20 protein-coding genes and 1 tRNA gene are annotated in these 19022 nt (G+C 64.3%); 10 read left to right on the top strand and 11 right to left on the bottom strand.

Annotated elements, in window-relative coordinates:
• Window positions 1–213 precede the first annotated feature (213 nt).
• Window positions 214–290 (bottom strand) — tRNA-Pro (locus KAZ48_03395).
• Window positions 291–341: 51 nt separating this feature from the next.
• Entirely contained in the window at window positions 342–1274 is a 933-nt protein-coding gene (locus tag KAZ48_03390; GenBank protein ID MBP7971820.1) for a metallophosphoesterase, read from the bottom strand.
• A 44-nt stretch (window positions 1275–1318) separates the two neighbouring features.
• On the opposite strand from KAZ48_03390, the gene KAZ48_03385 reads away from it, so the two are divergent.
• Window positions 1319–1795 carry a GatB/YqeY domain-containing protein gene (locus KAZ48_03385; GenBank protein ID MBP7971819.1) on the top strand — a complete coding sequence of 159 codons (477 nt, stop codon included), beginning with the start codon at window positions 1319–1321 and terminating at the stop codon, window positions 1793–1795.
• 6 nt (window positions 1796–1801) lie between these two features.
• On the opposite strand, the gene KAZ48_03380 is transcribed toward KAZ48_03385, so the two are convergent.
• Window positions 1802–3889, bottom strand: a complete 2088-nt coding sequence (locus KAZ48_03380) for a penicillin-binding protein (protein MBP7971818.1) — start codon at window positions 3887–3889, stop codon at window positions 1802–1804.
• A gap of 306 nt (window positions 3890–4195) precedes the next feature.
• Between KAZ48_03380 and KAZ48_03375 the strand changes: the two genes are divergently transcribed.
• Window positions 4196–4558 carry a WhiB family transcriptional regulator gene (locus KAZ48_03375; GenBank protein ID MBP7971817.1) on the top strand — a complete coding sequence of 121 codons (363 nt, stop codon included), beginning with the start codon at window positions 4196–4198 and terminating at the stop codon, window positions 4556–4558.
• Window positions 4559–4611: 53 nt separating this feature from the next.
• Here the strand turns inward: KAZ48_03375 and KAZ48_03370 are convergent, their stop codons facing one another.
• Both KAZ48_03370 and KAZ48_03365 read right to left on the bottom strand, forming a co-directional pair.
• Window positions 4612–5760: an ArsA family ATPase gene (locus KAZ48_03370; protein ID MBP7971816.1), complete on the bottom strand. Its 1149-nt coding sequence runs from the start codon at window positions 5758–5760 to the stop codon at window positions 4612–4614.
• Window positions 5761–5795: 35 nt separating this feature from the next.
• Window positions 5796–6809 (bottom strand): ArsA family ATPase, encoded by a 1014-nt coding sequence (locus KAZ48_03365; protein MBP7971815.1) that lies wholly within the window; start codon window positions 6807–6809, stop codon window positions 5796–5798.
• A 95-nt stretch (window positions 6810–6904) separates the two neighbouring features.
• Between KAZ48_03365 and KAZ48_03360 the strand changes: the two genes are divergently transcribed.
• Genes KAZ48_03360 through KAZ48_03345 form a run of 4 tightly spaced genes read left to right on the top strand, consistent with a single transcriptional unit; the run spans window position 6905 to window position 9322 of the window.
• Window positions 6905–7069: a hypothetical protein gene (locus KAZ48_03360; protein ID MBP7971814.1), complete on the top strand. Its 165-nt coding sequence runs from the start codon at window positions 6905–6907 to the stop codon at window positions 7067–7069.
• A gap of 6 nt (window positions 7070–7075) precedes the next feature.
• Window positions 7076–7585 carry a RidA family protein gene (locus KAZ48_03355; protein MBP7971813.1) on the top strand — a complete coding sequence of 170 codons (510 nt, stop codon included), beginning with the start codon at window positions 7076–7078 and terminating at the stop codon, window positions 7583–7585.
• 1 nt (window position 7586) lies between these two features.
• Window positions 7587–8483, top strand: coding sequence for an NUDIX domain-containing protein (locus KAZ48_03350; GenBank protein MBP7971812.1), 897 nt, complete (start codon window positions 7587–7589; stop codon window positions 8481–8483).
• Between the two features lie 2 nt (window positions 8484–8485).
• Complete coding sequence (locus tag KAZ48_03345) at window positions 8486–9322, top strand: MBL fold metallo-hydrolase (GenBank protein ID MBP7971811.1); 837 nt, start codon at window positions 8486–8488, stop codon at window positions 9320–9322.
• A 66-nt stretch (window positions 9323–9388) separates the two neighbouring features.
• Here KAZ48_03345 and KAZ48_03340 read toward each other — a convergent pair whose 3' ends face one another.
• Both KAZ48_03340 and KAZ48_03335 read right to left on the bottom strand, forming a co-directional pair.
• The gene (locus KAZ48_03340) at window positions 9389–10063 is read right to left on the bottom strand and encodes a Crp/Fnr family transcriptional regulator (protein MBP7971810.1); all 675 of its coding nucleotides are present in this window, start codon (window positions 10061–10063) and stop codon (window positions 9389–9391) included.
• Window positions 10064–10256: 193 nt separating this feature from the next.
• Window positions 10257–10763, bottom strand: coding sequence for a hypothetical protein (locus KAZ48_03335; GenBank protein MBP7971809.1), 507 nt, complete (start codon window positions 10761–10763; stop codon window positions 10257–10259).
• 268 nt (window positions 10764–11031) lie between these two features.
• Here KAZ48_03335 and nth point away from each other — a divergent pair, with 268 nt between their 5' ends.
• Genes nth through KAZ48_03315 form a run of 4 tightly spaced genes read left to right on the top strand, consistent with a single transcriptional unit; the run spans window position 11032 to window position 14367 of the window.
• The gene (nth, locus tag KAZ48_03330; GenBank protein ID MBP7971808.1) at window positions 11032–11802 is read left to right on the top strand and encodes an endonuclease III; all 771 of its coding nucleotides are present in this window, start codon (window positions 11032–11034) and stop codon (window positions 11800–11802) included.
• Window positions 11799–12458, top strand: a complete 660-nt coding sequence (locus tag KAZ48_03325; GenBank protein MBP7971807.1) for a TlpA family protein disulfide reductase — start codon at window positions 11799–11801, stop codon at window positions 12456–12458. The genes nth and KAZ48_03325 overlap by 4 nt, the downstream gene beginning before the upstream one ends.
• A complete protein-coding gene (locus KAZ48_03320) occupies window positions 12455–13153 on the top strand; it encodes a CoA pyrophosphatase (GenBank protein ID MBP7971806.1) in 699 nt (232 codons plus the stop codon). The genes KAZ48_03325 and KAZ48_03320 overlap by 4 nt, the downstream gene beginning before the upstream one ends.
• Before the next feature lie 8 nt (window positions 13154–13161).
• Entirely contained in the window at window positions 13162–14367 is a 1206-nt protein-coding gene (locus KAZ48_03315; protein ID MBP7971805.1) for a MarP family serine protease, read from the top strand.
• A gap of 14 nt (window positions 14368–14381) precedes the next feature.
• Here KAZ48_03315 and KAZ48_03310 read toward each other — a convergent pair whose 3' ends face one another.
• Genes KAZ48_03310 through acs form a run of 4 tightly spaced genes read right to left on the bottom strand, consistent with a single transcriptional unit; the run spans window position 14382 to window position 18987 of the window.
• The gene (locus tag KAZ48_03310) at window positions 14382–15341 is read right to left on the bottom strand and encodes an alpha/beta hydrolase (GenBank protein ID MBP7971804.1); all 960 of its coding nucleotides are present in this window, start codon (window positions 15339–15341) and stop codon (window positions 14382–14384) included.
• Complete coding sequence (locus KAZ48_03305) at window positions 15341–15790, bottom strand: phage holin family protein (protein MBP7971803.1); 450 nt, start codon at window positions 15788–15790, stop codon at window positions 15341–15343. Before KAZ48_03305 ends, KAZ48_03310 begins: the two co-directional genes overlap by 1 nt.
• Window positions 15791–15799: 9 nt before the next feature.
• Window positions 15800–17008, bottom strand: coding sequence for a Na+/H+ antiporter NhaA (nhaA, locus tag KAZ48_03300; GenBank protein MBP7971802.1), 1209 nt, complete (start codon window positions 17006–17008; stop codon window positions 15800–15802).
• Window positions 17008–18987, bottom strand: coding sequence for an acetate--CoA ligase (acs, locus tag KAZ48_03295; protein ID MBP7971801.1), 1980 nt, complete (start codon window positions 18985–18987; stop codon window positions 17008–17010). The genes nhaA and acs overlap by 1 nt, the downstream gene beginning before the upstream one ends.
• Between the last annotated feature and the right edge of the window lie 35 nt (window positions 18988–19022).

The raw sequence follows: 19022 nt of genomic DNA, 5'->3' as shown, positions 1-19022 counted from the left end.
AGCTACCTGAGGGCGGTCGCGCCTTGGTGGACATCCCCGTGCGGGCGAGGGAACAATCCCGTCGCGACGCCGCCAGCTAGGCGATTGCGGTTAGCCGACCTAGGTGTCGGCTTAGCGGGAGCCGTCGCAAGCTCGCGCTACGCGCGCTCCTCCCAAATCCCCCTGTCACAAGCAAATCCGCCCGCCGAGGGGCAAGCCCCTCCACGAGCGGATTGGTCGGGGTAGCGGGATTTGAACCCACGGCCTCTTCGTCCCGAACGAAGCGCGCTACCAAGCTGCGCCATACCCCGCGAGTCGCAACAACCGGCAGTCATCGCGCCGCCGCAACTAGCTTCCGGAGTCTACAAGCCGACTGCAACCTGCTTCGGGACGAGGGTCATCAACGTTGCCTCGGGCGGGCAAGCCACGCGGATCGGGGTGTAAGGGTTCGTGCCGATCCCGGCTGACACATGCAACCAAGCATCCTGGTGTTTGCTCAAACCCTTCGCCCGGGACCTGTCAAGGTCACAGTTGGTCACCAGCGCGCCATAGCCGGGCAGGCACACCTGACCGCCGTGGGTGTGGCCAGCGACGATCAGGTCCGCTCCGTCGGCGGCCATCGCGTCGAGCACCCGCAGGTAGGGCGCGTGGGCGACGCCGAGTCTGACATCGGCAGCTGGGTCAAAGGGCCCGGCAATCAACTCGTACCGGTCGCGATCGATGTGCGGGTCGTCCACACCGCGGGCATCGATCAGTCGGCCAGCGACCTTAAGTTCCGCGCGCCGGTTCGACAGGTCCGTCCAACCGCACGCCACCAGCGCGGCGGCGAGGTCCCGCCACGGCAGTTCGGGCCGATCGTGGCGCGGGTGATCCGAGGGCCCACGCAGGTACCCGAGGGGGTTGCCGATGCTCGGGGCGAAGTAGTCGTTGGACCCGAACACGAACAGACCGGGTAGATCGAGCAGTGGCCCGAGGGCAGTGATAACCGACCCGACGGCATCCTTGTGTCCCAGGAAGTCCCCGGTGCCAATCACCAGGTCGGGCTCAAGTGCGGCCAGGGAACTGACCCAGTCCTGCTTGTGGCGCTGCCGAGGAGTTAGATGCATGTCCGACAGGTGCAGGATCCGCAGCGGGTCCTGCCCGGCGGCAAGTAGTGGGACGGACACCTCACGCAGACGGAACGACTGCGCTTCCCACAGCGCGTAGCCGAGCAGACCGGCTCCTGCGACGGCGCCGCCCGCGAGCGTGCCGAGAGCGGCGTTGCGGACACTATGGGCAGAGGTCACGCCGACCATGGTTCCATGCAGGCAGACCAATCGCTGAGGGAAGGGATCTCCACATGGCCGACAACGGCACTGAGCAACAACTCAAGGAGCAATTGCGGGCTGATCTCACCACGGCCATGAAGGCTCGTGACGAGGTCGGCTCGGCAACTCTGCGGATGGTCCTCACCGCTATCACCAACCAAGAGGTTTCCGGCAAAGAGGCGAAGACGCTCACCGATGACGAGGTCATCGCGGTCCTGAGCAAAGAAGCGAAGAAACGCCGGGAGTCGGTGGAGGCCTATCAATTAGCCGATCGCCCGGAGTTGGCAGATCGCGAGAGTGCCGAATTGGCGATCATCGCCGCCTACCTGCCAGCCCCGCTGAGCGACGACGAGGTCAACGCGTTGGTGACCGAGGCGATTACCGAAACCGGCGCCACCGGCATGCCGGGCATGGGCGCGGTGATGAAGATCGTGCAGCCGAAGACGGCCGGTCGGGCGGATGGTTCGAAGGTGGCCGCCGAGGTCAAACGCCAACTGCTCGGGGGCTAGCGCGAGCTAGCGGTTGGTGTAGCCGCGGTAGTAATTGCGGTACGGGCTGTAAGAGCTTGAGGAGCTCGACCCGCCGCCCTCGCGCGCGGCCTGCAGTCCGTATTTCGCCTGCAATTCGAAGGACTTGTCCGGCTTATTGGCCAGTGCGCCTTCCATCGCCGTGCGCCAGATCGGACCGGGGATCGACAGGCCGTGGACCTCGCTGTAGTACGTGCCGTTGATGGTGACGTTGCTCATGGGGTGCTTGAACCCGCCGCGTGGATCACCTGCCCAGACGGCCGCGGCGATCTGGGGAGTGAAGCCCGCGAACCAGACGGCCGCGTTGGTATCGGTCGTACCGGTCTTACCGGCAGCGTCACGACCGAGGGTCATGTTGGCACCCGTTCGGCCACCGATGCTGCCGTCGATGACGCCGGAGAGCACTGCGGTGGTGGCGTCTGCTGCCCCGCGGGAGATCGCTCGCTCGCATTCACCGTTGTCGGTGTACAGCTCGCGCCCTTCTAGGTCGCTGATGGCCGCAACTGAGTGGGGTCGGCAGTAAACCCCATGATTGGCAACCGTCGCGTACGCGCCCGCAAGGTCGAGCGGAGAGACCTCCATCGATCCCAGCGTGAATGAGGGGTAGCGCAGCAGCGGCTTCCCGTTGGCCAGCGTGACGCCCATCTTCTCCGCGACGTCGACCGTGTTACACAAGCCCGCTTGTCGTTCGAGTTCCATGAAGTACGTGTTGACCGACATCGCCGCGCCGGTGAACATGTTGAACGTGCCGGAACCGGTTGAGTTGTTCACGGTGTAGCTCGGGTATTTGTTGCCTTTGCAGCCCCAGTCACCAGCGGCAAACGTCGCCTGCTGGGGGCCGGCAATGTCGGCGTAGGGATCAAGGCCTTTCTCCAAGGCGGCGGCGAGAGTGAAGATCTTGAAAGTCGATCCCGCCTGCATACCGATCGTGCCGCCGTCGGCTGCGTTGACCGAGTAGTTGTAGGTGGTTTTACCGCGACCCTTGGTTCCCCACGTCCGGTTCTGCGCCAGCGCCATCACGTTGCCGGTGCCGGGCTCAACCATGGCGATCGCGGCAGCCTTCTTGCTCGGATCCTTGCGGGGTATGTAGCTGTCCACCGCTCGCTGGGCCGACTTCTGAGCGACCGGGTCCAACGTGGTCTGGATCTCCAGGCCACCGCGTTGGATCAGATCCTTGCGGTCGGCTGCCGTCGCGCCGTAGCGGGGGTCATTCATGATCTGGCGAAGTACGAAATCACAGAAGAACGGGTACTTCCCAGCCGTACAGCCGTTCTGGATTTCCTGCGGGTCGAGGGTCTTTTTGATTGGCACAGCCTTGGCGGCGGCCGCCTTGGCGGCACTGACATACCCGAGCGACGCCATCCGATCCAGCACCACGTTGCGGCGGAACTGCCCCAACTTCGGGTTGCGAGTCGGGTCGTAGCCGACGGGCTGCTGGACGAGCCCAGCCAGCGTGGCAGCTTGCGGAAGGGTGAGGTCTGCGGCGGTCGTGTTGAAGTAGCGCTTGGCTGCTGCCTCAGCCCCGTAAGCGCCCGCGCCGAAGTACGCGACGTTGAGGTAGCCGGCAAGAATCTGCTGCTTGGTGAGCTTCTTCTCGATGGCCAGCGCGTACTTCATCTCTTGCAGTTTGCGACCGATCGTGCGAACCCGCGCCTGTTCAACCTCTTCGGGGGTCGAGGCGTTGGTGATGAGCAGGTTGCGGACGTACTGCATTGTGATGGTCGAGCTTCCCTGCTGCACGTCGCCCGCCGACGAGTTGGCAACCAGCGCACGAGCGGCGCCCTTGATGTCCACGCCCTTGTGCTCGTAGAAGCGAGCGTCCTCCGTGGCGACGATTGCGTTCTGCAAGAGGGGAGAGATGTCGTCCAGTGGAACGACGACACGGTTCTCGCTGTAGAGGGTGGCGATCTTGTTGCCGTTGACGTCGGTGATGTACGAGCGTTGCGGCAACGGCAGCGACTTGAGTTCAGCGGGCAGTGAGTCGAAAGTCGTCGTGGCTTGTTTGGTTGCGACAGCCACTCCGCCAGCAAACGGCAACGCCATCGCTGCCACGATTGCGCCAGCCAGCGCGCTCACGAGTACGAACCTTCGCGCCGTCTCGGCACGGTTGGGTCGGCGACTCTGGGGGGGAGGTGGCACGACCATGAGACGAAAGCCTAAGCGTCTCGGTTTCGTTATCGGTGCAATGGGTTGAAATCACAGGCCTGACTCTGTCCCTTACTGTCCGTAACTAGTCCGAATTGACCACTAGATTTAGTCCGAACTGACCTTTTAGTTACCGGAGAGTGAACGTACGGTTACGCGACGCGTCCCAAAAGCTCAGTGATTCGCAGCCTCAGCATGGGTGTGCTGCGATCCTGATTCTGCCTTTGAAGGGTAACAATGAAGTGGATAAATGATTGGCCCGCCCACGCGGCGTGCCGAGGGACAGATCCGGATCAACTGTTCGTTCAGGGGGCAGCGCAAAACCGCGCTAAGGCCATCTGTGGCGGGTGTCCGGTTCGAACCGAATGCCTGGCCGATTCGCTGGACAACGAGATCGAGTTCGGTGTCTGGGGCGGCATGACCGAACGCGAGCGTCGTGCCCTGCTTCGTCGTCGTCCCGATGTCCAGTCCTGGCGACGCCTGCTTGAGACCGCTCGCAGCAACCACCTTGACGAGGTCAATGTGGCGTTGCCCCGCCAAGCGTCGCAGGCGCAGGACAACGTCATCCGACTCCGGTCTGATCACCGCGCCGCAGTCTGACGTCGTGGCGTCCCGCTGGTGCCCCGAGGGTGCCTGAATAGGCGCCTGACTGGCTACTGGTCGGCCAGCAAGTCGCCGACCTCGCGCAGGCCATCGAGGTCGTGGACATCGCCAGCGAGGGCGGCGACCGATGCTGCCGGAACCCGAGGGTGGGCACCGCAGAATCGTTCGGCCAGCCGACGTTGACGAGTCGCTGTCTCGGCTCGGTCGGCGTGCAGCCGCAGTAACCCAGAGGTCAAGGGGTGGTCGCCGTGTTCGTCCAGGCGGTCGGCGCCCGCTAGCGCCGCCGAAGCGGACAACTGCGGCAAGGATTGGCGCTGAACGCGGTTGAGGATCAGGCCAGCAAGGGGCATCTGCTCTGAGGCAAGTCGCTCCACGAAGTAGGACGCCTCCCGCAGTGCGTCGCGTTCCGGTGCTGCGACCACGACGAACCGCGTGTCTGGCGCCTGCAGCTGGGCAAATGTCGCCTCGGCTCGTGCGCGGAAGCCGCCGAACAGGGCATCGAACGAGGCCACGAAGGTCTGCAGATCCTTGAGCACCTGCGCGCCGATGATCTTTGTCATCACGCCGGTCACCATGCCGAAACCGGCCGTCATGACCCGTGCGGAGAATCGACCGGCACCCCGGGCCGGAGCGCTCAGTAGCCGCATCAGGCGGCCGTCCAAGAAAGAACCGAGCCGTTTGGGTGCATCGAGGAAGTCCAGCGCCGAGCGCGACGGTGGGGTGTCCACCACGATCAGATCCCACTGCCCTGTGGTCTCCGAGGTCTCCCGCAGCTGCCCCAGCTTCTCCATTGCCATGTACTCCTGCGTGCCGGCAAACGATGTGGAAAGTGCTTGGTAGAAGGGGTTCTCCAAGATGGCGGCCGAGCGTTCGGGCTCAGCGTGCGCCTCCACGATCTCGTCGAAGGTCCGCTTCATATCCAGCATCATCGCGTCGAGGTGGCCACCGGCGGAGTCATCGATGTCGCGCACTGTCCGCGGAGTGTTGTCAAGCTCGACGAGTCCCATTGACTGGGCAAGGCGCTTGGCTGGGTCGATCGTGAGCACGCACACTTTGCGACCACGTTCGGCGGCTCGCAACGCCAACGCGGCCGCGGTCGTGGTTTTGCCCACTCCGCCGGAACCGCAACAGACGATGACTCGTACGCCGCGGTCATCGATTAATTCGTCGACGGCAAGGCTCGGGGTATCGGTGGGCAGGGATCGTCGGCCCGCAGCGCTCGTGTTCGCCATTGCTACCCCACCCCCTGAATGCGGAGCATGCGCGCCATCGAATACAGCGCACCGAGGTCAACGCCGCCAGCCATCTCTGGCAACTCATAGATGGGTTGGCCGCAATCGTCGAGGCGTACGCGTTCGGTTTGTTCGAGTACCACTCGTTCGGCGTGGTCGTGCGCCTCGCGCATGAGGGCATCGGTCACGGTGCCGACGTTCATGTGCCGTGGCAGTGCGGCGGCGTGAACACCCGCCTCAACTTCTGCCCGGTCGAGGGTTCCATTCTGTGCCGCGACCACGCTCGCTGCATCCAGGCGAGGTCCACGCAACATGTTCACGATCACGGCGCCGGTCGGCAAGTTGTTGGCGCGCAGGTCCGCGATGCCGTCCAACGTCTCCTGCACGGGCATTTCTTCCAGCAGGGTGACCAGGTGAACGGCTGTGCGTGCCGATTTGATGACGGCCATCACTGAGTCGGACTGCGATTTGATGGGTCCGACTTTGGCCAAGCCAGCGACCTCGTGAGTGACGTTGAGGAAGCGAACGATTCGACCGGTTGGCGGAGCGTCGAGAACGACGGCGTCGTAAGTGGGTTTGCCTGCCCGCTCGCCACGCTTGACCGCCTCGATCGCCTTACCGGTCAGCAGGACATCGCGCAAGCCCGGAGCGATGGTGGTGGCGAAGTCGATCGCACCCAGTTTGCGCAGCGCCGTGCCCGCCCGGCGCAGGTTGTAGAACATGTCCAAGTACTCAAGCAGCGCAGCCTCCGGATCGACGGCGAGCGCAAACACCTCGCCCCCATCGGGTGCCACCGCGACCGGTCGTTCTTCATAGGGCAGGGGGGGAGTGTCGAAGAGTTGAGCGATGCCCTGGCGGCCCTCGACCTCCATCAGCAGCACCCGCTTGCCACCGGAGGCCAATGCCAGCGCCAGTGCTGCGGCGATGGTGGTCTTGCCGGTACCGCCCTTGCCGGACACGACATGCAGACGGACTGCCGGCCAGTCACCACCGACCGTTCTTGAGCGAGCTGCCACGTCGATCAGCGTAACCGTCGGCCTGACCTGGACTCGCCCGTGGCACAACCTGCCCACACAGACGACTACTCCACTGGGGGCATAGGGTCGCCTCTATGAGCGAACCAACCCGCTGGGAGTACTTCACCGCACCCCTGCTGATCCACAACACCAAAGCCATCCTCGACAACTTCGGCCAAGACGGCTGGGAGTTGGTCCAGATCGTTCCCGGACCCAATTCAGAGAATCTGGTCGCGTACTTCAAACGCCCCAGGGGCTGACGCGTGATGTCCACTGCCGCTAAGCGTCTTGCGGGCCTGGGCCTGGAATTGCCCAATCCAGCCACGCCCCTCGCCGCCTACGTGCCCGCCGTTCGGTCTGGATCGTGGGTCGTCACCTCCGGGCAACTGCCGACGGTGGACGGGCAACTGATCGCTCGCGGTTTCGTCGCATCGGATCCGGCCGAGCAGGTCATGGATGGTTGGGTCATCGACGCCGGCGTCGTTTCCCTCGACGATGCGCAGCGCTGCGCTCGACAGGCGGCGTTGAATGGACTTGCCGCCGTCGTCGCGCTGACTGGTTCGTTGGATGCGGTGGTCCAGGTGGTCAAAGTGACCGGATTCGTGGCCGGGGTGGACGGCTTCGTCGACCACCCGCAGGTACTTAACGGGGCGTCGGAATTGCTCGCAGCGTTGTGGCCGGACAGCGCAGGCCATGCACGGTCTGCGGTCGGCGTTTCCAGCTTGCCGTTAGGAGCGCCGGTCGAGGTCGAACTCATCGTGGAAGTCCTAGGCTGACATGGCCGACGACGCTGGTCTGCGGATGCCTGAGGCGCTCATGGCGCGTGCGCGGGAGTTGATCAGTAAGCAGCAGGAGCAGGGGTGGGTTGCACCCACGGCGCGAGACGCGGCCACGGTCGTGATGGTGGCCAATCACCCCGACGGTATCCACATCTACCTCCAGCGGCGGGTGCGAACCATGGCCTTCGCCGCCGGCATGTACGTCTTCCCAGGTGGGGCGACTGAACAGCAGGACTCAGCGATGGCGGACGCGCTGCTAGCAGCCAATCCAGAGCGCCAACTTGACGCGAGCTGGTTGGTGACCGGGCCGGCTTCGGTTGGTACCGACACCTTGACGGCTCGCTGCGCAGCGGTGCGAGAAACCGAGGAAGAGACGAGCTACGACCTCGGCGATCCTCGTGACTTGACCTACATCGCGCACTGGGTGACCCCCGAGGTTGAGCAACGCCGATTCGACACCCGCTTCTATGCCCAAGTGGTCCATGCGCCCGACGAGGTCATCGAGAACTCCGGTGAATCTGACGCCGAACGATGGGTGAGCCCGGCCGAGGCGCTCGCCGAATACGGCGGTGGACGGATGGCGATGTTGCCGCCAACGGTCGCAGTGCTCAGCGAGTTTGCTGCGGCAGCGGAAAGGGGATTGGACGCCCAGGCTGCGATCGATGCGGTCGCCATCACTCCGACGCTGCCCTTGATGCCCGCGCCAATCGCGGACCCAACTGCACCCGATGGGATGCGCTGGGTGCTCATTGACGTTCGCACCGGTGAGGAAGTCACGCTGCTGCCGTCAGCGCCCGCCGGGTCGGAGTCCGGTGGCATCCACACCAGTGCCGTCGACCGGTCAACGCAAGTCCACCAGCGCACCTCGCCCGATTCCCCGGGTACGCCGAGGTAGTCATGACAGGTTTCACTGGTCTGCCCGGTTCTGCCGGCCCGTGGCACGGTGGCGCGGGCACGCAACGAGCTTTCTGTGTCCTTGCACCCAACCCGGGCCCCATGACCCTGGACGGAACGAACACGTGGATCATCGGTGAGCCCAACAGTGGGTCGGTCATCGTGATCGACCCCGGTCCGGATGACCCCGAACATTGGGCCGCCGTCCAGAGTGAGGTCGCCAACCGCGATGCCACCATCGGGCTGGTGCTGCTCACGCACGGGCACCTGGACCACAGTGCCGGCGCCCGGATGTTCGCCGCCAACGCCAACTGCGATGTCTTGGCACTCGACCAGACTCACACCTTGGGTTCGGAAGGCCTGGTCGACGGCGATGTCATCGACGCGGCCGGTGCTGAGCTTCGGGTGATCGGCACGCCCGGTCACAGTTCCGATTCCTTGACTTTTCTGCTGCCCGCCGACGGCGCACTGCTGACCGGCGACACCGTGTTGGGGCGCGGAACCACCGTGGTTGCTCACCCAGACGGGGTGCTGGCTGACTACCTGGCCTCACTACAGCGACTGCGAGAGTTCGCCTACGAAGCTGACCTGCAGATGATCCTGCCAGGGCATGGTCCAACGCTGGACTCACCCGAGGTGGTGCTCGATGCCTACCTTGACCACCGCGAGCGGCGACTCGATCAGATCCGCGCCGCGCTGGCATTCCTGGCCGACGAAGAACTGAGTGCCGATGCCTTGGCTCAGCGGGTCGTTGAGGTGGTCTACGCCGACGTTCCGCCAAGCGTGTGGCCAGCCGCGTTACTCAGCGTCCGAGCCCAGCTGGAGCACCTGCTGCACTGACGGCGGCGCGGGAGTCTGGACCTTCGACGCTGGTCACGACATACGCAGATGCCGCCACGCCAGCCGTTACTTTGAGCGGCGATCCAGTCGTTCGGTATCCAGCAGGACGACCGACCGGGACTCCAGGCGGATCCAGCCACGCGCGGCGAAGTCCGCCAGGGCCTTGTTCACGGTCTCGCGAGACGCACCGACAAGCTGGGCAAGTTCTTCCTGCGTCATGTCATGGGTGACGTGCAGGCCGTCGGGCAACTGCCGTCCGAACTTTTCCCCCAGTTCAAGCAGGGTTTTGGCAACGCGGCCGGGGACGTCGGAGAAGACGAGGTCGGCCATCTGCTCGTTAGTCCGTCGAAGCCGCCGGGCCAACGCGGCGAGCAGTGCCTCGGCGACCTCAGGTCGGCCGGTGAGCCAGGGCCGCAGCGCGACGTGGGCCAAGGCCATCAGCGAGACGTCGGTTAGCGCGGTTGCCGTGGCGGTCCGGGGTCCGGGGTCGAACAGGGACAATTCACCAAGCAGTTCGCCCGGTCCCAGGACTGCCAGCAAGCTCTCCCGGCCATCTGTGGAGGTGTGACCGAGTTTCATCTTGCCGTCGGTGATGATGTAGAGGCGCTCCCCGCGATCGCCTTCGTGGAACAGGATCTGGCCTTTGCTCAGATTCACAGTGTCCATCGAGGAACGCAGCGCAACTGCGGCTTCTGCGTCCAATGCGGAGAACATGGGGGCTCGTGCGAGAACGTCGTCCACGACCGATCCTTCAGAGTTGTCGTTTGGGCTGGCTCGTTCGTCATCCAACGTTCGAGGGTGACCAAGTCAGCGTAAATCCCGGTGAAAGCACCGCGTGACCCTCCTAACACTAGCGGCGAGGGGTGCGTCGCTCAACCGTCTTGACGATGGTGGGCCAATTGCTCAAGTGCGGGCTGGCTTGGTTGACCGGCGGTCAGAGCGGAGTGGGTCGGGCTGACCGCGACGGCAGCGCGCTGAACGCCTGCGCGGGATCCTGGTGATATCGACCGATCAGTTCCGCGGTTGCTGCGTCAAGGTTTGCGTGCAGCGATGCGCGACACTCGGAAAGCGCACCCTCGGCGGCTACGAGGTCGGTCTCGAGCTCCAGGTTCTGTTCGGACGAGGTTGTGATTCCGCGCGACCACAGGTGCCCTAGGCCGATGAGTTGGACGGGTTGCGAATCACTCCCGTAAACATCGAGCAGGACCTTGCGACTATTGCTTCCCAAGTGCTGGCTCAACACCCGCTGCAGGCCCTCGACAGTTGCTCCCCGGCGCAGCGAACCGTCTCGCAGTAGATCGAGGCGCGCTTGAATGATCCGGCGCCAGTACGACACCTGCCCCTCAAGATCGGCCAACTTGGTTCGCCGCTCGCGCAACTGCGACAACGTCAGTTGACTGAGGTCGACATCGAGTTCAATGCCGCTCAGATCGACCTTCACCGTCGACCCCTCCTGTTCCCCTTTGTTTTGGCCCCCGTCCGACTGTGAGTCCACGGGAGCTGCTGAGCAACGTTGGCCGGGAACGGTTGAACGCGTGGAGACCGGTGCGCCGAACTTGTCGACCATCGTCATGCCTCCCCTGTGGACCGCTGGCGAGGACGCCTGCGTCTCTCGGCCGATTGTCGTCTCATGTGGTGCAGATATCGGCGCAGGCTCAGCGATCCTGAACCGGAAAGAGCGCGATTCTTGGCCGACGTAGGCTGATCAGGTGGTTCGAGCACCCAAACAGACGGCATCAGCCGCAACGGTCAGTTCGAATGATCCAGAGCTCCCAGCGGGGGAGTCACGGGTCGCGCTGGTCCGCAGAGCGCGCAAGATTGGCCGCGTCCTCGCCCAGACGTATCCGGACGCGCACTGCGAGTTGGACTATCGCGATCCCTACCAACTGCTAGTCGCAACGATCCTGTCCGCGCAATGCACCGACGTGCGGGTCAATCTCGTCACGCCACGGGTGTTCTCGGCCTACCCGGATCCGTGGGCGTTGGCCGCGGCGAACCGCGCTGAACTGGAATCGATGATTCAATCAACCGGATTCTTCCGGGCGAAGGCGAACTCGCTGCTGGGGATGGCTCAGGCCGTTTGCGAGAACAACGAGGGCGAGGTCCCCGGCAAGATCAAGCAACTGATCACGTTGCCGGGGGTGGGCCGTAAGACGGCGAATGTCGTCTTGGGCAATGCGTTTGATGTCCCCGGCATCACCGTCGATACTCACTTTGGTCGGCTCTCACGTAGGTTTGGCTGGACCACCTCCTTGGACCCAGAGAAGGTCGAGGCTGAGGTGGGATCGCTCTTCCCCCGGAAAGACTGGACGATGCTTTCGCATCGAATGATCTTCCACGGACGACGGCGCTGCTTTGCCCGCCGCCCGGCCTGCGGTGCGTGCCCAGTGGCCCACTGGTGCCCTGCCTACGGCGAGGGACCAACGGACCCAGTGGTCGCGGCCAAGCTCGTCAAGAACCCGTTGGGCGAGAACACATGACTACCGGCCGGAGACTGGTCTGGTTGGCAACCGCGGTGGTAGCCGGGGTGCTTGTCGCCGGTTGTGGCGCCGAAGACGGGTCTGCGCCGGCTGGCACGCCGCTGCCGACCAACCCAACTACGACGGCCTCAGCAGCTCCGACTGCGTCGGTGACAGACGACGTCACCAAAGCTGACGTTGACGCCGCCGACCTGAAGCCCTGCCCGACCTCGGACGCGACCATTCCGGCCGTGCCCAATGGCCTCCCAGACGTGACCTTGGATTGCCTTGGCCGCGGACCCGAGGTTCGTCTCGCGGGCCTTCGGGGCAAGCCGATGGTGGTCAATGTGTGGGCGTCGTGGTGTGCTCCGTGTCGCAAGGAGCTGCCGGTCTTCGGCGAAGTGAGCCGGGCCACCGGTGATTCTGTGCAGTTCCTCGGAATTGATTTGGCTGACGATCGGTTATCAGCACTGAGGTTCGCATCAGCGAGCAAGATGGGATTTCCATCCGTGCAGGACCCGAATTCGACCGTGCGGGCGGGATTGCGCCTAGTGGGAGTACCAACGACACTGTTGGTCAGACCGGACGGAACCATCGCCGGCCGAATCGGCATCGTCGCTGATGCGCAGGCTCTGCGAGATGCCATTGATCGATATCTGAATGTGAGGGTGCCGTGAACGACCGCGCACGTACCTCGCTGCTGCCGGAGCCGATCGACTTGCCGGACTGGTTCAGCCCGCTCTTGGTAGCCCTCAACAACGATCAGAGCGAGTCGTTGCTTCGCTTCGCCAAGCCCGACGACGTCGTCGCCCGCGAGTCATCCGTCCTCGTGCTGTTCGGGCAGGCCGCCACCGGCGGTCCCGATGTGCTGATCATCGAGCGCGCCAGCGACATGCGGTCCCACGCCGGCCAACCAGCGTTCCCTGGTGGCGCAGACGAGCCCGGCGACGCAACCCCAATCGCCACGGCACTTCGAGAGGCGCAGGAGGAAACGGGCCTGGACCCTCAGGGGGTCGCCGTCGTCGCGACCTTGCCACTGATGTGGTTACCACCGAGTGGCTTCGTCGTGACCCCCGTGCTTGCTTGGTGGCGTGACCCTTCCCCGGTCTATGCGGCGGACCCGCGCGAGGTCGAGTCGGTGCATCGAATAGCGATAGCCGAGTTGGTCAATCCGCTGAATCGGGTCAGGGTTTCTCACCCCGCTGGCTACATCGGCCCTGGCTTTGAGGTCAATGGGCTGCTGATCTGGGGGTTCACCGCCATGTTGCTCGACGGCATCTTTCGGCTGGCGGGATGGAATCAGGAGTGGGAATCCGAGGCGCGCACCGTGCCGTTTGACGACGGCTGGCGAGCGCTGAGCGCGGGCGGGTGAACCTTCCAATGGGACTGAACTTCATCGACATCATCGTCATTGGCGCGGTGATCGTTTTTGCCTATTCAGGCTACCGCCAGGGTTTCGTGGCGGCCCTCGCCTCGTTCATCGGCTTCATCGGTGGCGGGCTGATCGGTGCCTACCTCGCGCCGCGCGCGCTTGAGCAGGTCGGCGTCCATGGTGGCCTCGGCTTCGCGCTCACGGTGGCGCTGGTACTTGGACTCGCCGTCGCTGGCCAGATGCTCACGTCGCTGGTCGGCCGGCGGCTGCGAGAACGCATCACTTTTGAGCCCGTGCGTGTCATCGACAGCGCTGGTGGTGCCGTGCTCAATGTGCTCGCGCTGGCGGTAATCGCCTGGATTCTGGCGGCGACCGCCGCAGCCGTGCCGTCGTCACCGGTGTCGGTGCAGGTGCAGTCGTCGTCGCTACTCGCCGGTCTTGACCGATTGGTTCCCAATCAGGCCCGGGGCTTGGTCACCGACCTGCGCGGTTTGGTGGACGACTCCGGGTTGCCCCAACTCTTCGACAGTTTCGGCGTGCTCCCGCCGGCGCCGGTCGGCCCGCCGACTCCAGCGGTTGTTGGCGATCCGCAGGTGCAGGCGGCGTTGAACTCGGTCGTCCGGGTGGAGGGATCAGCACCCTCCTGCAACGCTGGGTTCACTGGCAGCGGCTTCATCGTTGGCACCGACCGGGTCCTGACCAACGCTCACGTGTTGGCTGGCGTCCGCCAACCCACCGTGCACGCGCCAGGCAACTCCTACCCGCTGGCCGCAGAGACGATCTACTTCGACCCGAAGACCGACCTGGCCGTTCTGCGCGTGCCTGGGCTGAACGGTCAAACCCTCGGTTGGTCGCGATCGGTGTCGCGCGGGGACAACGCCGTGATCGCTGGCTACCCGGGCGGTGGGCCGATGACCGCAACGGCTGCTCGCGTCCGCGGCAAGATGACCGCCGACCTGGTGCGCGGGACCGACATCTACGGCCGTCCGGGTGTCAACCGGGAGATCTACGCGCTGCGCGGCAAGGCACGACCCGGCAACTCCGGTGGGCCGCTATTGACTGAGAAGGGGACCGTGGCTGGAGTCGTCTTCGCGCAGTCCCAAGGCGACCCCAACACGGCATTTGCGCTGACCGCGGAGTCGGCGCGCAATGCGGTGCGCACAGCTCGGGGTGTCTCTGCGTCGGTCTCAACTGGCGGCTGCGCTCGCTCTTAGCCCGGCCAGCCTGGCTATTGCGAGGCGATCTCGGAGGAGTGTGGGTCGTTCCAAGGGGTGTCCGATGCCAACCAGTCGAGTATGAGGTCGTTGGTGATGGTCGGGACTTCCTCGTGTGGGAAATGCCCGGCTCCTGGAATGGCGCGCCACGCATAGGGGCCCAAAGCGAAGCGTCGTGAGCCCTGCGAACTGCGTGGCAGAACGGTTCGGTCTGCCGCCCCGTGCAGGTGCAGGATCGGCACATCGATGGGATTGTCGGCCATGTCGGCGGCGAATCGCCGGCCGTCCGGACGCGGAATGGACCGCAGTGCCCACCGGTGGTACTCGATGGCGCAGTGTGCCGTGTTTCCCAGCTGGAACGCGGCACGGTAATGATCGGATACGTCGTCGTCGGGCCAGGCCGGGTTGGCGGCCCAGGACCGCAGGAAGACCTCGATTCGGCGCGCGTTGTCGGCTACCAACTGCCGCTCGGGAATCCACGGACGCTGGAACCCCAGGATGTAGCCAGACGCCTGCAGTTGGGCGCGGTCACTCAGGATTGCTTCGCGCATCCGAACCGGGTGCGGTACCGAGATGGCAGTCAGGCGGCTGACGACATCCGGTTGCAGCGCGGCGGTTGTCCATGCCAGGAGACCGCCGATGCCGTGCCCGATGACGATGGCGTTGCGCTCGCCGAGGCTTCGAATCACTCCCGCGACATCGTGTGACAGCGAGTACATGTCATACCCGCGGGGAGGATGGTCGCTACCGCCATAGCCACGTAGATCCATGGCAACCACGCGATATCCAGCGGCGGCGAGTTGCGGGATGAGATGCCGCCATGTCCACCAGTAGGTCGGGAACCCGTGCAGCAGTAGCACGGTGGGACCGCTGCCAGCCGTGACGATGTGAAACCTTGCGCCGTTTGCCGAGACGTCGCGGTGTTTCCAGGGTCCCCCGACATAGATCGCCTCGTCAGGGGTGTAGCGAGGCATCAGCTCGGCGCGTTGGCGCCCTGGGGTGAGTCGGACTCCTCGGCATGCCGATTGGCGAAGGCACGCTTGGTTTCCTCAAGCTCCTTGATCGACTGCTCGGGCCCTTTCACCTTGCCAGCCCGCTTCTTCCCCACCAACCCCATGATGAGACCAAGGATGATGAGCAGGAGAGTGACGATCCCAAAGCCAGCCCATACCGGCAGCCCCACCTGGACCAACACGTAGGCGAGGGTGACGAGCAGGAATACGACTGCCAGGAAGAAGGTCACGCCGGCAGCGATCAGCAGACCGAAAGCGGCGCCAGCCTGACTGGCACTTTGTTTCAATTCAGCTTTGGCAAGGTCGATTTGACCGGTGATGAGCGTGGAAACGTCCGATGCGGCGGAGCTCACGAGCTCGCGGACGGTCGGCTCGGTGGGCTCGTTCTTGTCAGTGGTCACGCTAGTCATAGGGGAAGGCTAGCCGGAACGGGCATCGTGATGGCGACCGCGGCGCATCAGAGCCAACGAAGCGAGGATTGACGCGATCACCGAACCTGCCAAGACGCCGACTTTCGCCTGCGTCATCAGCCCCGGCTCCTCCTCGAAGGCAAGCTCAGTTATCAGCAGGGAGACGGTGAAGCCGACACCGGCGACTAGCCCGATTGCCCAGACGTCGCGGAAGCCGAGGATGTCGGCGAGTTTGGCTCGGGAGAACCGCTGAACCAACCACGCTCCAAGGACGACGCCGACTGGCTTGCCAACCACCAAGCCGACGATGATGCCGACGACCACGGGCCGCGGAAACACCTGCCCGAAGCTGCTGCCGAGCAGAACAACGCCGGCGGACATGAAGGCGAACACCGGCACGCAGAACCCAGCCGAGAAAGGCCCGATCAGGTGTTGCATCCGTTCGGCGGGCGAGGCCTCCTCGCCGGGGTCGGGCTTTGCCCGAGTCAGCAGGCCCAGGGCAATGCCAGCCACAGTCGCGTGGATGCCCGACTCGTGGACCAACACCCACGCCACCAGGGCAAGTGGGATGTAGAGGAAGGGTGATCGGATCCGCTTCTGCTGGGCGAATCCGTACGCGGCTATGACGAGCACCGCGCCGAGCAGGGGAAGTATTGACAACGAACTTGTGTAGAACAACGCGATCACGATGATGGCGCCCAAATCGTCCACCACGGCGAGCGTCAGCAGAAAGATGCGCACCTCGACCGGAAGATTCCGGCCTGCGACCGCAAGCACCGCCAAAGCAAACGCGATGTCGGTAGCCATCGGGATTCCCCAGCCACTGGGCTGGCCGCCAGGTAGTGCAACGTTGATCACCACAAAGATGAGCGCCGGGACGACCATCCCGCCCAGGGCGGCCGCGGCAGGCACCAACGCGGTGGCCATGTGTCGAAGCGACCCCATGACCAACTCGTACTTGAGTTCCACCCCGGCGACGAAGAAGAACACCGCGAGGAGGCCATCGCCGGCCCACGTCGCCAACGACAGATGAAGGTGCAGTGCCTCTGGTCCAACTTCGATTTTGGTGAGGTCGACGTACGCGGTCGACCACGGGGAGTTCGCCCAAATGAGGGCGATCGCGGCGGCGGCGAGCAGGAGTGCCCCGCCGATGGTCTCGTTTCGGAGCGCCTCAACGACGCGTCGCGGGGTTGCGACAATCAGGCCCTTCTCTGCCATCAGTCTTCACTCGGGTTGGCCGCGAGGCCATTCTCGATCAGCGTCATGACGGCTGGGTCGGCCAGCGTCGTCATATCCCCGAGCGAGCGATGCTCGGCAACATCGCGAAGCAGTCGCCGCATGATCTTCCCCGAGCGGGTCTTGGGCAGTTCTTTGACCAGCAGCACTTTGCCCGGCTTAGCGATTGGACCGATTTCCGCGGCGACGTGGCGTCGCAGATCCTCCACTGTGTGGTCGGACACCTCGGCGTGCTCGCGCAAGATCACGAAAGCAACGATCGCTTGACCGGTCGTCTCGTCATTGGCACCGACGACTGCTGCCTCAGCAGTCGCAGGGTGGGAAACCAGCGCAGACTCCACCTCCGTGGTCGAGATCCGGTGCCCGGAGATGTTCATGACATCGTCGACCCGACCGAGTAGCCAAACGGCCTCGTCCTCGTCGTATTTGGCGCCGTCACCAGCGAAGTACACGTCGGGCCAACGTGACCAGTAGTTCTCGACGAACCTCTCCGGATCACCCCAAATTCCGCGAAGCATTGCGGGCCACGGTTCATCGAGGATCAGATAGCCGCCTTCGCCGGGTTCGACAGGTTCGCCGTGGTCATCAACGATATTGGCGCTGATGCCAGGCAGTGCCCGCATGGCCGAGCCCGGTTTGCAGACCGTGATGCCCGGTAGCGGGCTGATCATGATGGCGCCGGTTTCGGTCTGCCACCAGGTGTCCACGATCGGGCAACGATTGCCGCCGATGACCTCTCGGTACCACATCCATGCCGCGGGGTTGATGGGCTCGCCGACGCTGCCGAGCAGTCGCAGTGAGCTCAAGTCGAACTGCTGGGGATACTCGCGGCCCCACTTCGCGAACGTCCGAATCGCTGTCGGCGCGGTGTAAAGGATGGTGACGCGGTACTTCTCGATGATCTCCCACCAGCGACCCTGGTGCGGGGTGTCCGGAGTGCCCTCGTACATGACCTGCGTTGCCCGGTTGGCCAGGGGGCCATAGGTGATGTAGCTGTGGCCGGTGACCCATCCGACGTCGGCGGTGCACCAGTAGACGTCCTCGCCTGGCTTGTGATCGAACACCATGTGATGCGTGTAGGCCGTCTGGGTCAGGTAGCCACCTGAAGTGTGCAGAATCCCCTTGGGCTGACCGGTTGTCCCAGAGGTGTAGAGGATGAACAGCGGTTGTTCACTGTCGAACGCTTCCGCGTCGTGCCGCGTTGATTGCCGCGCCACCAGGTCGTCCCAACGGTGGTCCCGAGCTGTCCACTCAACATCTTGGCCAGTCCGTCGAACCACCAGCACGTTCTCGACTGACGGGCTCGCCGAGACGGCTTCGTCGACTGCGGGCTTGAGCGCCATCGGTTTGCCGCGACGGTAGCCACCGTCAGCGGTGATGACGAGCTTGGCTTGGGCGTCGTCAATTCGACTGCGGAGGGCCTCTGAGCTGAAGCCACCAAAGACCACCGAGTGAGCAGCGCCGAGTCGCGCGCAGGCCAGCATCGAGATGACGGCCTCCGGAATCATCGGCAAGTAGATGGCGACTCTGTCTCCGGCCACGATCCCAAGCTCGGTCAGCGCATTCGCGGCCTGGCACACCTCGTCGCGGAGCTGGGCGTAGGTAATCGAGCGGGTATCACCCGGCTCGCCCTCAAAGTGGATGGCGATTTGATCGCCGTAACCGTCCTCGACATGGCGGTCGACGCAGTTGACGGCCACATTGAGGCGACCGCCGGAGAACCACGTCGCGACCGGCGCTTGGCTGAAGTCCAGCGTGGTGTCCCAGCGCTGCTCCCATTGCAATCGGCTGGCCTGTTCATCCCAGAATGCCATCCGGTCGGCTTCGGCGCTGGCGTACAGTTGTGGAGTCGCGTTCGCGTTGGCTGCGAATTCCGGATCCGGCGCGAAGTGCCGATTTTCGTGAAGAAGATTCTCTAGCGCCTCGTTGCTCACCAAGAAACCGTATCCGAAAGTGCACACTTAGTCAGACGGCCCATCACGGCCTAGAGGAGATC

Source organism: Candidatus Nanopelagicales bacterium, assembly GCA_018003655.1.
Lineage (GTDB): Bacteria > Actinomycetota > Actinomycetes > S36-B12 > UBA10799 > JAGNDY01.
This window is presented reverse-complemented; position numbering and strand designations above follow the sequence as displayed.

Excerpts from the sequence above, each read along its gene's own strand:
- KAZ48_03390 (MBP7971820.1), bottom strand. The coding sequence starts at position 1,274 with ATGGTCGGCGTGACCTCTGCCCATAGTGTCCGCAACGCCGCTCTCGGC.
- KAZ48_03385 (MBP7971819.1), top strand. The coding sequence starts at position 1,319 with ATGGCCGACAACGGCACTGAGCAACAACTCAAGGAGCAATTGCGGGCT.
- KAZ48_03375 (MBP7971817.1), top strand. The coding sequence starts at position 4,196 with ATGAAGTGGATAAATGATTGGCCCGCCCACGCGGCGTGCCGAGGGACA.
- KAZ48_03360 (MBP7971814.1), top strand. The coding sequence starts at position 6,905 with ATGAGCGAACCAACCCGCTGGGAGTACTTCACCGCACCCCTGCTGATC.
- KAZ48_03355 (MBP7971813.1), top strand. The coding sequence starts at position 7,076 with ATGTCCACTGCCGCTAAGCGTCTTGCGGGCCTGGGCCTGGAATTGCCC.
- KAZ48_03350 (MBP7971812.1), top strand. The coding sequence starts at position 7,587 with ATGGCCGACGACGCTGGTCTGCGGATGCCTGAGGCGCTCATGGCGCGT.
- KAZ48_03345 (MBP7971811.1), top strand. The coding sequence starts at position 8,486 with ATGACAGGTTTCACTGGTCTGCCCGGTTCTGCCGGCCCGTGGCACGGT.
- KAZ48_03325 (MBP7971807.1), top strand. The coding sequence starts at position 11,799 with ATGACTACCGGCCGGAGACTGGTCTGGTTGGCAACCGCGGTGGTAGCC.
- KAZ48_03315 (MBP7971805.1), top strand. The coding sequence starts at position 13,162 with ATGGGACTGAACTTCATCGACATCATCGTCATTGGCGCGGTGATCGTT.
- KAZ48_03310 (MBP7971804.1), bottom strand. The coding sequence starts at position 15,341 with ATGCCTCGCTACACCCCTGACGAGGCGATCTATGTCGGGGGACCCTGG.
- KAZ48_03305 (MBP7971803.1), bottom strand. The coding sequence starts at position 15,790 with ATGACTAGCGTGACCACTGACAAGAACGAGCCCACCGAGCCGACCGTC.
- nhaA (MBP7971802.1), bottom strand. The coding sequence starts at position 17,008 with ATGGCAGAGAAGGGCCTGATTGTCGCAACCCCGCGACGCGTCGTTGAG.